At 61.9% G+C, this 15,139-nt stretch carries 11 protein-coding genes; 9 read left to right on the top strand and 2 right to left on the bottom strand.

Going from position 1 to position 15,139, the window contains the following annotated elements:
* Positions 1 to 171 precede the first annotated feature (171 nt).
* Positions 172 to 1,239 (bottom strand): acyltransferase family protein, encoded by a 1,068-nt coding sequence (locus AC5E6W_RS20525; RefSeq protein WP_491754206.1) that lies wholly within the window; start codon positions 1,237 to 1,239, stop codon positions 172 to 174.
* Positions 1,240 to 1,369: 130 nt separating this feature from the next.
* On the opposite strand from AC5E6W_RS20525, the gene AC5E6W_RS20530 reads away from it, so the two are divergent.
* From AC5E6W_RS20530 to AC5E6W_RS20545, 4 genes are all read left to right on the top strand, one after another.
* A complete protein-coding gene (locus AC5E6W_RS20530; protein ID WP_491754207.1) occupies positions 1,370 to 2,347 on the top strand; it encodes a glycine--tRNA ligase subunit alpha in 978 nt (325 codons plus the stop codon).
* Positions 2,348 to 4,477 carry a glycine--tRNA ligase subunit beta gene (gene glyS / locus AC5E6W_RS20535; protein WP_491754208.1) on the top strand — a complete coding sequence of 710 codons (2,130 nt, stop codon included), beginning with the start codon at positions 2,348 to 2,350 and terminating at the stop codon, positions 4,475 to 4,477.
* 243 nt (positions 4,478 to 4,720) lie between these two features.
* Positions 4,721 to 5,785, top strand: coding sequence for an alkene reductase (locus tag AC5E6W_RS20540; RefSeq protein ID WP_491754209.1), 1,065 nt, complete (start codon positions 4,721 to 4,723; stop codon positions 5,783 to 5,785).
* 160 nt (positions 5,786 to 5,945) lie between these two features.
* A complete protein-coding gene (locus AC5E6W_RS20545) occupies positions 5,946 to 7,262 on the top strand; it encodes an alkaline phosphatase family protein (protein WP_491754210.1) in 1,317 nt (438 codons plus the stop codon).
* 267 nt (positions 7,263 to 7,529) lie between these two features.
* On the opposite strand, the gene AC5E6W_RS20550 is transcribed toward AC5E6W_RS20545, so the two are convergent.
* Positions 7,530 to 8,273, bottom strand: a complete 744-nt coding sequence (locus AC5E6W_RS20550) for a hypothetical protein (RefSeq protein ID WP_491754211.1) — start codon at positions 8,271 to 8,273, stop codon at positions 7,530 to 7,532.
* A 92-nt stretch (positions 8,274 to 8,365) separates the two neighbouring features.
* Here AC5E6W_RS20550 and AC5E6W_RS20555 point away from each other — a divergent pair, with 92 nt between their 5' ends.
* From AC5E6W_RS20555 to rapZ, 5 genes are all read left to right on the top strand, one after another.
* Positions 8,366 to 10,936, top strand: coding sequence for an LptA/OstA family protein (locus AC5E6W_RS20555; RefSeq protein WP_491754212.1), 2,571 nt, complete (start codon positions 8,366 to 8,368; stop codon positions 10,934 to 10,936).
* 2 nt (positions 10,937 to 10,938) lie between these two features.
* Positions 10,939 to 11,664 carry an LPS export ABC transporter ATP-binding protein gene (lptB, locus tag AC5E6W_RS20560; protein ID WP_491754213.1) on the top strand — a complete coding sequence of 242 codons (726 nt, stop codon included), beginning with the start codon at positions 10,939 to 10,941 and terminating at the stop codon, positions 11,662 to 11,664.
* Positions 11,665 to 11,987: 323 nt separating this feature from the next.
* Entirely contained in the window at positions 11,988 to 13,508 is a 1,521-nt protein-coding gene (gene rpoN / locus AC5E6W_RS20565; protein ID WP_491754214.1) for an RNA polymerase factor sigma-54, read from the top strand.
* Positions 13,509 to 13,656: 148 nt separating this feature from the next.
* Positions 13,657 to 13,983 carry a ribosome hibernation-promoting factor, HPF/YfiA family gene (gene hpf / locus AC5E6W_RS20570; protein WP_491754215.1) on the top strand — a complete coding sequence of 109 codons (327 nt, stop codon included), beginning with the start codon at positions 13,657 to 13,659 and terminating at the stop codon, positions 13,981 to 13,983.
* A gap of 107 nt (positions 13,984 to 14,090) precedes the next feature.
* Positions 14,091 to 15,074, top strand: coding sequence for an RNase adapter RapZ (rapZ, locus tag AC5E6W_RS20575; RefSeq protein ID WP_491754216.1), 984 nt, complete (start codon positions 14,091 to 14,093; stop codon positions 15,072 to 15,074).
* Positions 15,075 to 15,139: the final 65 nt, after the last annotated feature.

Here is a 15,139-nt window from a genome sequence, read left to right on the forward strand (position 1 = left end):
CTGGGTGGCCCTGATGGGCCAGGGCCTGGGGTTCGACTCCCTGTCATACGGCGCACGCCCTGTACGGATACATGCGCACCAGGCACAGTCATTGTTACTACCGCGTGCTGGACGAAGCGAAGGTGAGGGTGGGTACGGGGACACCTCAGAGTATGGGGATAAATCGAGTCACTATGCCGTCTCTTGGAGCGGAGTTCCCGCGGCGCGGGCTTTCATCCTTGCGATGGCTTTGAGGCCGTAGTGGCGGGATGGGGTTTCGATGGTGAGGTAGAGCACATGGGCCACCAGTGCGGCGAGGATGGAGGCTGCGGCTCCGACCAGCAGATGATCTCGGAAGGTGACGGGATAGTGCTTTGATTCGACTGCTCCGAGGCAGAGGCCGTGCACCAGGTACATCGAGTAGGAGCGCTTGCCGACCCACACGATGGCCTTACCGGAGAGGGCGCTGGCGAGCGGGCTGGGCTGCAGAAGGATGTGTGCGATGAGAAGGAGGATGGCGAACTGGAAGGCGATGATCCCGAAGCGCTGGAAGGAAAAGGCGACCGCGCCGGCGATGGCGAGCAGGGCCGGAACTGGCCAGGGGACCCGGCTGATCCAGCGTCGCATGGTATCCAGGCGGGACGAGTTCATGACGATCGCGAGCAAACAGCCGAGCAGCAGGCCGGCGTAGGAGTGCGAGAGCGCAAAGCCCTGGCCGACGTTGCGCACGAGAAACATCGCGGCCATGAGAAGAGCCCACGTGATTGCGGCCATCTGGAGGCGTTTGTTGACGAAGAGGACGAAGCAGAGCACGGGCCAGAGCAGATAGAACTTCTCCTCGACACCGAGCGACCAGGTGAACTGGAAGGGGCCGCTGGAGAACTCGTTGAGGAAGGTGAGGTCGTAGGGCAGGGCGGATTTCATCTCCGCCCAGTGGGGACCGCCGCGATGGGCGTTGAGGGCGACGTAGACGGCGAGGACGAACAAATAGATGGGAAGGATGCGGAAGGCGCGGCGAAGGTAGAAGGCGCGCAGATCGACGCGACCGGTGGTGTACTGCTCGCGCAGAAGAAGCGTGGTGATGAGAAAGCCGCTGAGGGCGAAGAAGATGTCCACACCGAGTCGACCGGGGATATAGGCCATCCAGCCCAGGTTGCCGTGGGTGTGGAAGTAGATCACCATCACGGCGCTGATGGCGCGCAGCCCGTCCAATGCAGGGAAGTACGGCCGGGAGTTGTCCGAGACCGGAGTGAAGGGCATCTGTTGGCGGCTTTTTGGGCCGGAGAGTGGAAGTCACCTGAGTATAGCGAACGGCGGCAGGGAAGGCGCGTGTTGCCAGCAGTTAGAATGGGTGTGACGAGATTCCGCAATCATTTCAGCAAGGCAATTCATGGCTTCGACCTCCCTTACGTTTCAAGAGCTCCTCTTCACCCTCCAGAAATTCTGGGCCGAGCACGGGTGCGTGCTGCAGCAGCCGTACGACCTCGAGGTCGGAGCGGGCACGATGTCCCCGGACACGTTTTTGCGTGTGCTGGGGCCGAAGCCTATTTCCATTGCGTATGCGCAGCCTTCGCGGCGTCCTGCCGATGGGCGGTATGGCGAGAACCCGAACCGGCTGTTCCGCCACACGCAGCTGCAGGTGATCCTGAAGCCGCCACCGGAGGACGTGCAGTCGCTGTACCTCGAGTCGTTGGTGGCGATTGGGATCGACCTGCGCCAGCACGACATCAAGTTCGAGGAAGACAACTGGGAGTGGCCGGTGGGCGGCGCGTGGGGCGTGGGCTGGCAGGTGATGCTCGACGGCCAGGAGATTACGCAGTACACGTACTTTCAGCAGTGCGGTGGCATGGACCTGGACCCGATCTCGGGCGAGATTACGTATGGGCTGGAGCGGATTGCGCAGTTCCTGCAGGACAAGGATTCGATCTACGACATCGTGTGGACACGGGATCGCCATGGGAAGGAATTGACCTATGGGCAGGTTCGTCTGCATGAAGAACAGCAGTTCTCGGCGTACGCGTTTGACTATGCGGATACGGCGAAGCTGTGGGAGCACCTGAATCTGTATGAGGCGGAGTGCAAGGCGTTGCTTGCGCAAGCGAGTGAGCGGGTGAGCGAGTCAGCGAATCAGCTGGACATGCTGCGGTTCCCGACGTTGGGAGCGTATGAGCTGGCGCTGAACTGCTCGCATACGTTCAATCTGCTGGATGCGCGTGGGGCGATCTCGGTGACGGAGCGCGTGGGAGTGATGGGGCGGATTCGTACACTGATCATTGGCGTGGCGAAGGTGTATGTGGAGCAGGGACGGCTGAAGGAACAACGGGTCAGCGAGTCGGCTGGTGAGCAAGCCAGCGTGGTGGGTGCATAAGTGGCAGAGTTTCTGTTTGAGATTGGGCTGGAAGAAGTTCCCGCGCGGATGATTGCCGCGGCGGAGGCGGAGTTGTTGCGTCGCACGCTGGCGTTGCTGGGCAAGGAAGCGTTACTGCCTGCGGGGTTCGATCCGCTCACGGATGCGAAGTCGTACTCGACGCCACGGCGGCTGGCTGTGCTGATCAGTGATGTGCTGGAGCGGCAGCCTGACCTGAGCGAAGAGGTGGTGGGGCCGTCGGCGAAGATTGCGTTCAAGGATGGTGTGCCTGGGCCGGCGGCGGAGTCGTTTGCGCGCAAGAACGGCGTGGAGGTGAGCGCGCTGCGCACGATCACTACGCCCAAGGGAGAGTACGTTGCGGTGACGGCGATGAAGGTGGGCCGCTCGGCTAGCGAGGTGATCGCGGAGCAGTTGCCCAAGGAGATCGCGGCGATCTACTGGCCAAAGAGCATGTACTGGCGTCCGGGCAAGCCGGAGAAGTTTGTGAGGCCTGTGCTGTGGATTGTTGCTCTGCTGGGTGACGACGTTGTGCCGGTAAGTTTCGGTGGGCGTACGGCGGGGCGCGCGAGCTTTGGGCATCGCGTGCTGTCGAGTGGAGAGGCGTTTGAGATGGAGACGCCGGCGAGTTATCTCGCGCAGTTAGAGGGCGAGTATGTAATCGCCGATGTGGAAGTGCGGCGGCACAAGATTCGCAAGGCGCTGGATCGGGTGACACGCGAGGTGCCGGGTGCGCGGTGGCGTGAGGATGAGGCGCTGGTCGATGGCGTGACGCACCTGACGGAGTGGCCGGATGTGATGCTGGGCAGCTTCGACGCGGCATATCTCGAGTTGCCCGAAGAGGTGCTGGTGACGGTGATGCGCGATCACCAGAAGTACTTTGCGGTGGAGAGTGCTGACGGAAAGCTGGCGTCGTACTTCCTGACCGTGACGAATATTGCGCTCGACGCGGAGAATGCGGCGATCATTCGGCAGGGCAATGAGCGCGTGCTGCGGGCGCGGTTCAACGATGCTCGGTTCTTCTATGACTTCGATCAGCGGACTCCGCTGGTGGAGCGTGTGAAGTTGCTGGAGAATGTGACGTTCCAGAAGGACCTGGGGAGTTATGCGGCGAAGACGGAGCGGGTGAAGGAGTTGGCGCTCAAGCTGGCGGAGATGGTGGTCCACCCGATATCGGAGGGACGCGGAGCCGGGCAGCCGGTTGATCTCGGAGCGCTGGAAGAGGCGGCGACGCTGGCGAAGACCGATCTGACGACCGAGCTCGTGAAGGAGTTTACCGAGCTTCAGGGTGTAATCGGTGGTTTGTATGCAAAGGCGCAGGGACTAAGCGAAGTTGCTGCTGGCGCTATCTATGACCAGTACCTTCCGGCCAGCATGGAGGACGGGATTCCACGGTCAGTGGAAGGCGCATTGCTTGGCATCGCCGATCGTCTGGACACCCTTACCGGGATGTTTGGGCTAGGGTTTGAGCCAACCGGATCTAAGGATCCATTTGCGTTGCGCCGGGCGGCGAATGGCATCGTGAAGATACTCGCAGAGCGGGAGTGGCCTCTCGACCTGGCGACGATCATCATGCTCTGCGTCAAGGATGAAGCGACTCGCGATAAGATGCTGGCGTTCTTCCGCGAGCGCGTCGCTTTCTACCTTCGTGAGGTGTGCGGGCATGCGTATGACGTTGTTGCTGCTGTGATTGGTTCGGAGCGCCAAGGCGGGTATTGTTTCGTGCGTGACACGGTTGCTCGTGCAGAGGCAGTCGCGGCGGCTCGTGGCAGCGAAGATTTCCTGGCGGTAAGTGCGGCGTTCAAGCGGATGAAAAATATTCTGGCGCAGGCGAACTATCAACCGGAGCCTGGCGGATATTTCTTTCCAGGTGCAGGTCAGGCGGAGGCGGCTCTTGCGGCTAAGGCGCTCGAAGTCGCTTCCGAATTGAACGATCTTCGCGCGCGGCGTGCATACGGCGAAGCATTGACAGCCATCGCCTCCATCCGGCCCGAGGTCGATGCGTTCTTTGAACAAGTGATGGTGATGGACCCAGAGATCCACCTTCGGAACCGCAGGCTGCTCTTGCTATCTACCATCGTGGAAAATTTCTCGGGTATCGCGGACTTTTCGGAGATTGTTACGGCTGGGTGATGGTGCGGACGCAAGTTAGAGACTTGATGCTGTCGAGGTGCGAGGTCTTCAGGTTTCGAGCTGCGAGGGCTTGAGGTGAACTCTTGTCGGGCGCTCGCTGCGGTTGTCGAGAAGCACATGCCTTGAGGAGATGACAGCCAAGGTGAGGCTGATTTCATTTGAGACGATTCGATCTTGGTCGAATCGTTTTCGTTTGGTGCCTCATCGTATCTTCCGAAAGCTCTTCAAGGAGATTGCCGAGTCATGCCTACGCTATTCGATCCGATTCAGGTTGGGGATCTGATGCTTCCCAACCGCATTTTCATGGCGCCGCTGACGCGGCTGCGTGGCACTCCCGATCATCTGCCGACGGCGATCCAGGCCGAGTACTACGCGCAGCGGGCGAGTGCGGGGCTGATTATCAGCGAAGGCATTCCGATTGATCCGATGGGCGTGGGGTATCCGCAGGTGCCGGGGCTTTGGTCCGATGAGCAGGCAGAGTTGTGGAAGCCGATCACCGACGCGGTGCACACGGCCGGCGGGCACATCTTTGCGCAGATCTGGCACGTAGGGCGGATCTCCGATCCTTCGTTCCTGAATGGCAAGCTGCCCATTGCGCCGAGCGCGATTGCACAGCATGGACGGTTGAGCCTGGTTCGTCCGGAGAAGGCGTATGACGTGCCGCGGGCGGTGGAGCTGGATGAGATTCCGGGGATCGTGGCAGCGTACAAGCACGGGGCGCAGCTGGCGAAGGCTGCGGGATTCGATGGCGTGGAGCTGCATGGAGCGAACGGCTATCTGCTGGACCAGTTCCTCTCCAGCAAGTCCAACCATCGCACAGACAAGTACGGCGGCAGTGTGGAGAACCGCGCGCGCCTGATGCTGGAGGCTGCGGATGCGGCGGCGGAGGTGTTCGGTCCTGGGCGCGTGGGCATGCATCTTTCGCCACGTTGCGACGGGCAGTGCCCGGGCGACGAGAAGCCGCTGGAGACATTTGGCTATGTGGCGCGAGAGCTGGGCAAGCGCGGTCTGGCGTTCCTGATGGCGCGCGAGCACGAGGGGCCGGATTGGATCGGCCCGCAGCTGAAGCAGGAGTTCGGCGGCGTGTACGTGGCCAACGAGGGCTTCACAAAGGAGAGCGCGGAGACTGCGCTGGAGCGCGGCGATGCGGATGCCGTCGCGTGGGGCAAGCTGTTCATCTCCAACCCGGATCTGCCCAAGCGCTTCGCTGAGAACGCCGGGCTGAACGCGCCGAATCCTGCGACGTTCTACATGACTGGAGCGACGGGCTACACGGACTATCCGGCGCTGCAGGAGCAGCTGGCGTAGCGCAGGACTGAAAGAACGTTTGGCGAAATGAAAGGGGAGGCCATGCCTCCCCTTTGGCTTTAACCGGGTGTTGACGTTGGAGGGCATCTATCGAATCGGCCCGGCCATCCCAGGCTTCGTCATCTCCGCACTCATCTCGATTTGAGGGATTGGACGAACCATGAGCGTAAATCGCAGGGACTTTCTCCGTAACGTGGCGGGCGTGGCGTCGGCTGCCGCGTTGGCTGTCACGGGTGAAGAAGCAGGCAAGGCGCAGCAGCTTCCCGACCCGGAAGCCTCCACGATCGAGCACATCATTGTGGTGATGATGGAGAATCGAAGCTTCGATCACCTGCTGGGATGGCTGCCGGGAGCTCATGGAAAGCAGGCGGGGCTCACGTTCACGGACAGCAATGGCGAGACGCATGAGACACAGCCGCTGAGCACCTATGTGGGCTGCGCGCATCCCGATCCCGACCACTCCTATGCGGGCGGCCGCAGCGAGGTGGATAACGGCGCGATGGACGGCTGGCTGCGTACGACGACCAACGATACCTTCAGCATCGGCTACTACACTGAGCCGCAGCTGCCATTCTTCGCCGCGCTGGCGCGAAACTTTACGACCTGCGACCATTACTTCGCGTCCATCCTCAGCTCCACCTTTCCCAATCGCATCTTCCAGCACGCGGCGCAGACGGACCGGCTCTCCAACACGCTAGACATTTCCACGCTGCCGACGATCTGGGACACGCTGGCGGAGGCGGGCATCAGCGCGAAGTACTACTACTCGAACGTGCCGTTTCTGGCGCTATGGGGAACGAAGTACCTGAACATCTCCGCGCCGTATGCGGAGTTTCTTCTGGATGCGGCGGCGGGGACGCTGCCGGCCGTGTCGTTCGTGGATCCGAAGTACACGATCCTGGACGATGGCGAGGGCAACGACGATCATCCGCACGCGGACCTGCGCTCGGGCGAGGCGTTCATGGGGCAGGTTTACCGCGCGGTGACGCAGGGGCCGAAGTGGGCGAACACGGTGCTGATCTTCAACCGCGATGAGTGGGGCGGGTTTTATGACACGATTGCTCCGCCGCGGGTGATTGCGCCGAACGCCATCGACACGGACCTGGTGAACGGACAGGCGCTGCTGGGATGCAGGGTGCCGACGATCGTGGTGTCACCGTTCTCGCAGGGTAGCAATCCGGCGACGCCACGGATCGATTCGAAGCTCTACGATCACACGTCGGTGCTGAAGCTGATCGAGTGGCGCTACAACCTCGCGCCGCTCACGTTACGCGATGCCTCGAACGAGGTGACGAACCTGGCGCATGCGCTGGACTTTGCGAACCCGGTGCTGACGCCGCCGTCGCTGCCGGTGATCACGCCGCCGATCCCGACGCCGTGTGGGCTGTTTGAGCTGGCCGGCGAGGTGGATAACGAGAGCTATGACTTCTACAAGCTGCTGCAGTCGGATCTGATGGCGGCGTGGAAGGCGCTGTAGGTTTGGGCTGCCGGACCTGAACGCGCGTGGCCCGCACCATTGTGCCTCTACTGCAGCGGCGGTTGCTGTAGAGGCGCGAGGGCTTCAGGTTTTCAGGGGCGGGGCAAGGATGAGCGCTTCGACTTGGGTGCTTAGAGCTGGAGTTCAAGGGAAGGTCTGATTAAGTCTCGAGCCTTCCCTCAGCGGCTAAAGCCGCGCTGCAATCGCTGCACTTACGGCGGGACTGAAGTCCCGCCCTGACAAAACCGGAACTTGTTCAGAGGTTCCCTAGTTGAGGCGCTGCAGGCGGGCGATGAGCTTTTCGGCGAGGGGCTCGCCGCTTTCGGTCCAGAGCAGGCGGGAGCTTATGCCGCAGTGCTTTTCGATGAGCAGGGTGAAGGCGAGCAGCTTTTCGATGTTCTGCTGGATCTTGGCTGCGTCCTCGCGGGTCATCTCGGCGTCTTCCTGGACCCAGGGGGTATCGAGGCCGAACTCGACGCGGACATGGCCGTTCTGATCGTAGGCGCCGACGTCGAACTCGGGGCCGAAGCCGGCGATGCGGACGCGGGCGGGTTCCAGCTTCCAGCGGGAAGTCTGGGCAGGTTGAGACGCGGGATGCATGGTGATGACGTTGGAGGGAAGATCGTCTTCGAGATCGGCGTCGTTGTTATCGGCCGATTCCGCGGACTTTTTGTCCGTTGGCTGCCATAGGAGCCAGCGCATCTCGAACTCGTAGGCCATGTCCTCGTGGAGGTGCTCGGTGGCCTCTGCAATGGCGTTTTCGATGATGGCGTCGTCGGTGTCCCCGGAGTCCTCAGAGCGGGTGTCATTGACGAAGACGCGCTGGTAAGTGGGTGACTCGGTCCAGTCGATGGGGTAGGCGCTGGCGGCCCACACGCGGCCGAAGAGGCTGCCGGGCTTGCCTTCGCCGGCCACGGTGGCGAACTGGCGCAGCACTCCGGTGAGGGCTCCGGGGAGCGACTCGAGTCGAAAGTTCGGATACCACAGGCTGAGATAGAGCTGATCGGACATCGTCTGCGTCATTCTACGTGTTGGCACTGCAAGATACGAGCCTCGATGTGGGACCGGTCTTGCGGGATGAGAGAATCGAGACAGGACTAAGGATGCGATTGTCGATCGAGCGGTTGCGGTGGTTCCTGTTGGCGGGCGCCGTCCTTTTCATCGCTTCGCTCATCGGCCTGGTGACGTACGGGCGGTACAGGGCCAAGAAGGTCTTCGGCTCTGCCGTGAAGCGTTTCCTGCAGACTCCCCACGAGACAAAAAACGTTACGTACTCTGACTCTTTGCTGGGGCATACGTCCTATACGTTGCATGCTGGGCGGGTGGTGCAGCATGGGGATGGGAAATATTCGCTGTTTGACGTAGCGGTAGAGCTGCACAGCAAGACCTCGACCGAGGTCGATCACATCTACGGCAACGAGATCGAGTACGACCAGAACACGGGTGTGGCGAAGGCTATCGGAGATGTGCGGATGGAACTCGAAGTGCCACAATCGGTGGCGGGCTCGCGGCATGGGACGCAGTCGCCCCCGACGGCGACGGTGACCTCGTCACCGCAGGTGGTGTTTGTGGAGACGTCAGGCGTGGTGTACGTGCGCAAGCTGGATGTGGCGGCTACCTCCGAGGAGGTTCGGTTCCGTTGGGGCAAGCTCTCGGCACGGGCCAAAGGTGCAGAGTTCAGTCCCAGCGCGAGCACGCTGCGGTTGCTGGCTGACGTGCACGCGGCGGGGACGCTGCATGGGCAGCAGCTGGACATGACCGCGGCCAATGCATTCATCGACCGGATCGGCAATATCGCCACCTTTGAGCGCCCCACGGCGCGGACGGGGGATCGGACAGGGCGGTCGGACGCGGCGGTGGTGTATCTGCGCAAGGATGGATCGATCGATCATGGATCGGCGAGCGGCAACGTGGTGCTGACCGAAGGAACTGCCCAGGTGATGGCGGTGCATCTCGATGCTGTACTGGGTGAGAATTCGGTGCTGCAGTCGGCGAAGCTGATGGGCGGCGTGACGATGGCCGATGCGAATCCTGCGCGGTCGACGCATGGTGCGGCACAGACGGTGGATTCGAACTTCGATAAGGACGGAGCGCCGACGGTGATCGTGGGGCGCGGAAAGGCGTCAGTATCGCTTGACGAGATTGGGACTGGCGGGCGCACGATGCATCGCGCGATGCATGGCGAGACGATCACCGCAAACATGGTGCATGAAGCCGCTCGTCCACACTCAAGTGCGGCGATCATCAAGGGGCTGCATGCGGTGGGGGCAGCGGAGGTTAGCGGAGACTCGGTGACGGCAGCGCGCGAGAAGCCTGGAGCGCCCGGCGCAGTCGCGGAACAAGTGAAGCGGAACACCGTGGATGCCGACGATCTGGTCGCAGCGTTTACGCAGAATGCCGGGGGCAAATCGCTGCTGCACACGATTGTGGGTACGGGGCACACGAAGCTGCGCCAGGACGGTGCGGACGGCGATCTCTCGGAGAGCAAGGCTGACCTGCTGAATGCGGAGTTTCTGCCCAGCGCGACCGGGACAGCGCAGCTTGCGACGGCGAAGCAAAGCGGGCACCTGACGATGATGAGCCGGTCGACGGGGAAGCCCGTGGCTGGAGGGACTGGCTCTGGAGGGCCGGGCTCAGGAGGCGCGAAGGGAAGTACCGCTGCGCAACCGACGGTGTCCACGGGAAGCGCGGCGGAGGGCACGTACGAAGCGGCTACGGACACGCTGACGCTTACTGGGGGAACGCACTTTAGCGATGGGCAGAACTCGCTGACCGCGGCCGAGGTGACGGTGCATGAGGGATCGGGAGACGCGGAGGCGCGCGGGAATGTGCTGGCGTCGATCGAGAACGAGCCCGAGGGCCAAGGCGGAAGCAAGGCTGCAAAACCTGATGGGCGCGCCCGTGAAGCGCAGGCCGTCATGCATATCGCATCGGCCGAAGCGAAGTTTGTGCGTACGGGAAAGATTGCTGACTTCCGCGGAACGGATGCCGCGCCAGCGCGGCTGTGGCAGGGTGGGTCGCAGGTGCAGGCTGCGGATCTGCTGTTCGATGGTGTGCGGCGATCGCTCACAGCGAGGCCTGTGGCTCCGGGAGCACAGGTACGGGCCGTGTTCGCCAGCCAGGGCGGAGCTCCGGGAACTTCGGCAGCGGGGAGCAAGAAGGCGGGCGCAGGCGAGAAAAAGACTGCCGCGACGATCATGCATGTCACCAGCCCGAGGCTGGATTACTCGGATCTGACGCGACAGGCGATCTTCGCTGGCGGGGTGAAGATCGAGGGAACGATGGGGCAGGTGGAGGCGCAGCGGGCGGTCGCGACGCTGAGCGCCGGGAAGCAGGCGACGACGGGCTCGCCGGCAGCGACTGCCTCGCCGGCGGCGCAGGCGAATCCGGTGGGTGGGACGTTGGAGAAGGTGGTCGTCCTGGGTGATGTACACATGCGGCAGCCGGGGCGATCGGGCACGGGAGAACAGCTGACCTATACGGCGGCAGACGACCAATATGTCCTGACGGGTAGCCCGACGCATCCACCACATATCGCTGATGCCCAACAGGGAAACGTAACCGGAGCCACCCTCGTCTTCTCTGGAGCGGGGAGTACGATCATCGTAGCGGGGAACCCCGGCCAGCCTGGCGGACGCGTTCGCACTGAGACAGAAGTGAGGCAATCGCATTGACGATGAGAACGCTGGCCACCGAAGAGCTGACTAAGGCTTATGGTGGGCGGCAGGTGGTGCGAGGGGTAAGCCTCCATATCCGGCAGGGCGAGGTGGTGGGTCTGCTGGGGCCGAACGGCGCCGGCAAGACGACGACCTTCTACATGACGGTGGGGCTGGTTCGGCCAGACTCGGGTCGCATCCTGACGGATAACTCGGACATCACGCGTACGCCGATGTACCTTCGCGCGCGGGAGTACGGGATCAGCTACCTCCCGCAGGAGCCTTCAGTCTTCCGCAAGCTGACTGTGGAAGAGAACATCCTGGCCGTGCTGGAGACGCTGCAGGTGAGCTGGGAGACGCGGCGCAAGCGGGCGGAGTCGCTGATCATGCAGCTGAATCTGGGGCACGTGCGGCGGACGCAGGGATATGCGCTCTCCGGCGGCGAGCGCCGGCGCGTGGAGATTGCGCGCTGCCTGGCAATCGATCCGGCGTTCATCCTGCTGGACGAGCCGTTTTCGGGCATCGATCCCATTGCAGTGCTGGAACTGCAGAAGATCATCCTGGATCTGAAGAACACGGGCATCGGGGTGTTGATCACCGACCATAACGTTGCCGAGACGTTGGCCGTGACGGACCGGGCGTACATCATCAGCGACGGACGGATCTTCTTTGCGGGAACACCGGGGGAGCTTGGGCGCAATCCTGAAGTCCGGCGGATCTATCTGGGTGAAAACTTCTCCATGTAGGGAAGGCCGCGCTCCACGATCTGGAAAGATGAGACGCGCAGCAATTCCATAGCCGCTGGTACCGAGAGGTACCTGGGTAGTTAAGACTATCCTCGGTCTTCCCCGTGCCCAGTGACAAAATTGCCTCTATCTTTAGGCAAATGGAATCCGTTTTCACGACTTCCAATTTGGGCCCTGGCGAGAGCTCGGACCGGTCGTAATCTTGGCAGCTTGCGGTTTCGGAGTACACTAGGCCCACGCCGGCCAGATTGCATAGGGCCGTCCGGCAGGCGCGGGCCAGACCGTGTTCGTCGGGCCGTCTCTGCGTTGGTGAGGTCGAAGAGTTGTTGCAACCACGTCTGAACGTTAAGCTGTCGCAGCGCCAGGTGCTCACGCCTGGGCTGGTGCAGATGGTGGGCGTCCTTGCGCTGACCAAGCTCGAGCTCAAGGACATGATCAACGGGGAGCTGATCGAGAACCCCGTGCTCGAAGAGATCGACGAGACCTCCGAAACGCTGGATGAGCGTTCCGGCAAGGAGGGCGATCTCGAGCGCAGCGTGGCGGATATTTCCGCCGAGAGTGAGCGACCCGAAAAAGATCCCTTTGACGAGATCGATTTCGGAAGCTACTTCCAGGATTACCTCGATCCCGGCTATCGGACCGCTGGAGCGCTTGAGGATTACGACAAACCGTCGTTCGAACACTTTCTCTCCGCTCCTTCGACACTGACCGACCACCTGGAATGGCAGCTGGGATCGTTGAGCCTGAGCCGCGAGATCCGGGCCGCTGCGGATGCGGTGATCGGCAACCTGAACGAGGACGGCTATTTGACGGCCACGGACGAAGAGATCGCTTCTTCGTTGGCCGCCTCGACGCCGGAACTTGAGCGGCTGACGAGCGTGGCCGAGGCGAGAGAGATCGTCTCGCAGCTGGATCCGGTGGGGATCGGCTCCCGCGAGCTGCGCGAATGCCTGGTGACGCAGATCCGGGCGCAGCAGCGTGAGGCACGCATCGCCGAGGAGCGGGCCACGCTGGGCGAGGAGCAAGTCGAGCATCTGCTGGCAGTGCTGGAACTGGCGGCTGTCATCATCGAGCAACACCTTGCATTGCTTCAGAAGCGCGACATGCGGGAGCTGAATCGGCTATGCCGGCAGCCTGCGGAGATGGTCAACGAGGCTGTTGATGTCATCCGAAGGCTCGATCCGCGGCCCGGTCAACGGTACAACCAGGCGGAGACGCGGCTGATCGAACCGGATGTGGCTTTTGTGCTGCGCGACGAAGAGTGGGTCGTGGTGATGAATGAGGAGGACATGCCAGCGCTGCGCCTCAATAACGCCTACCGCAAGATGCTGCGCGAGAAGACGGTGGAGCGGGACGTCAAGGAGTACGTCAAGGAGCGCTATAAGTCCGCGATTCAGCTGCTTCGGAACATCGAGCAACGGAAGAACACGATTGTGCGGACGTGCGATTCGATCGTGCGGCGGCAGCAGGAGTTCCTGGAGCGGGGTGTCGAGGGGCTGCGGCCGATGATGATCAAGGAGGTCGCCGAGGAGATCGGCGTTCATCCCAGTACGGTAAGCCGGGCGGTCGCGAATAAATATGTCCACACCCCACAGGGCGTTTATGAGCTACGATTCTTCTTCTCCGAGGCTGTAAATGGCCCGGAGGGTGGCGATCTTCCGCTGGTGTTGCTGAAGCGGAAGGTAAAGAAACTGATTGAGGAGGAGGATCCCCGCAAGCCGTGGACAGATGAGTATCTGGCCACGGAGCTGCAGCGCCAAGGCATCAAGGTAACGCGCCGCACTGTAGCGAAGTACAGGGAAGACATGCAGATTCCCTCTACGCATCAGCGCAGACAGCGCTGACCAGGGTATTTCTCCTGTCAGGGAATTTCCGGGAACGGCGCGCAATGACGTTTTCAATGCAGAAAACGCACATTGAGGTTGAATCTCTGAGGGACCCACAGGGAAGGTGCTCCAGCGTACTCTTCAGCTCCAGCCAAGGAGATATTTCATGACGATCGAGTTCACAGGCCGTCGCACGACGGTGACTTCCCAACTCAAAGCGCAGGTCGAAGCCGGGATGGAACGAATTTCCCGGGTCACCCGCAGATGTACCAGCGCGCACGTCATCCTCACTGAAGACAAGTACCGCCACATTGCCGAAATTCTGGTGAAGTGCCGCGGTGAAGAGCTGGTGGCTCGATGTGAGTCCACCGCTATGGAAGTGGCTCTGCATCATGCGCTGCAGACGGTGGAACGCCAAGCCGTGAAACACAAGCAGCGATTTGAGACGGTGCGCCAACGCCCGTCGCCACTTACCGCAACCGCCGCCGCTTAGGCACTCCCAACCCGCTGAACAGACCGCCGCGTCCTGCAGCCTTCGTGCTGTCCCATTGTCGTCGAAAGACGCAGGCGATTCGCGTTGGCCAGTGCTAGGATGCACGCATGGCGCGGCGGTCCCCAGCGAAGTCAGTTAAGTCGGAAGAGACACGGTCGAAAAAGACACGCAAGGTCAAGAAGAAGAGTTCGACGACGGTGAGCGGGCGGGAACTGGCGAACGTCCCGGACGGAGAGTCGCGCGATCTGGTGATCCTCACAGGGCTATCGGGCTCGGGCAAGATGTCGGCGGCGAAGGCGTTCGAGGACCTGGGGTACTACTCGGTCGACAACCTTCCGATGGAGCTCATCTCGAGCTTTGCGGAGCTGGTGCTGAGCTCGGCGGAGATTACTCATGCTCTGCTCGTGGTGGATGTGCGCGAGGGCAGCCGGCTGGACCGGTTTCCTTCGATCCTGAAGCAGGTGCGCAAGACGCTGCCGACGCGCGTGGTGTATCTCGAGGCCAGCGACGATGCACTGATCCGGCGCTTCTCGGAGACGCGGAGACCGCACCCGCTGCGGCGCGAGGAGACCGTGGTGGACTCGATCCGGGCGGAGCGCAAGCGGTTGGAACCGGTGCGTAATGTCGCAGACATCATCCTCGATACCACCAAGTTCAACGTGCATGAGCTGCGGGCGCACATCAACGCGCAGTTCGAGCGCGGCCATACCGACGGGCACGGACTTTCCCTGTCGGTGATGAGCTTTGGCTTCAAGAACGGGGTGCCTTCGCATGCGGACCTGGTCTTCGATGTGCGCTTCCTGCCGAACCCGCATTTCATTCCCAAGTTCCGCAACCTTACGGGCAAGGACAAGCGTGTCGCGAAGTATGTGATGGACTTTCCGCAGACGAAGGAGTTCCTGGACAAGGCGACGGACATGCTGACATTCCTGCTGCCGCATTACATCCAGGAAGGGAAGAGCTACCTCACGGTAGCGGTTGGCTGCACTGGCGGGCAGCACCGGTCGGTGATGATTGCGGAGGAGCTGCGCAAGCGGCTGGCCGAGGCCGGCTACCGAGCGAAGGCGGAGCATCGGGACATGCCACGGTAGGGACGGTATGGGCTCGACACGACGTACACTGACAGTTGATGGATCGTGCACGAATGAAATCGACA

Source organism: Bryocella sp., assembly GCF_058498515.1.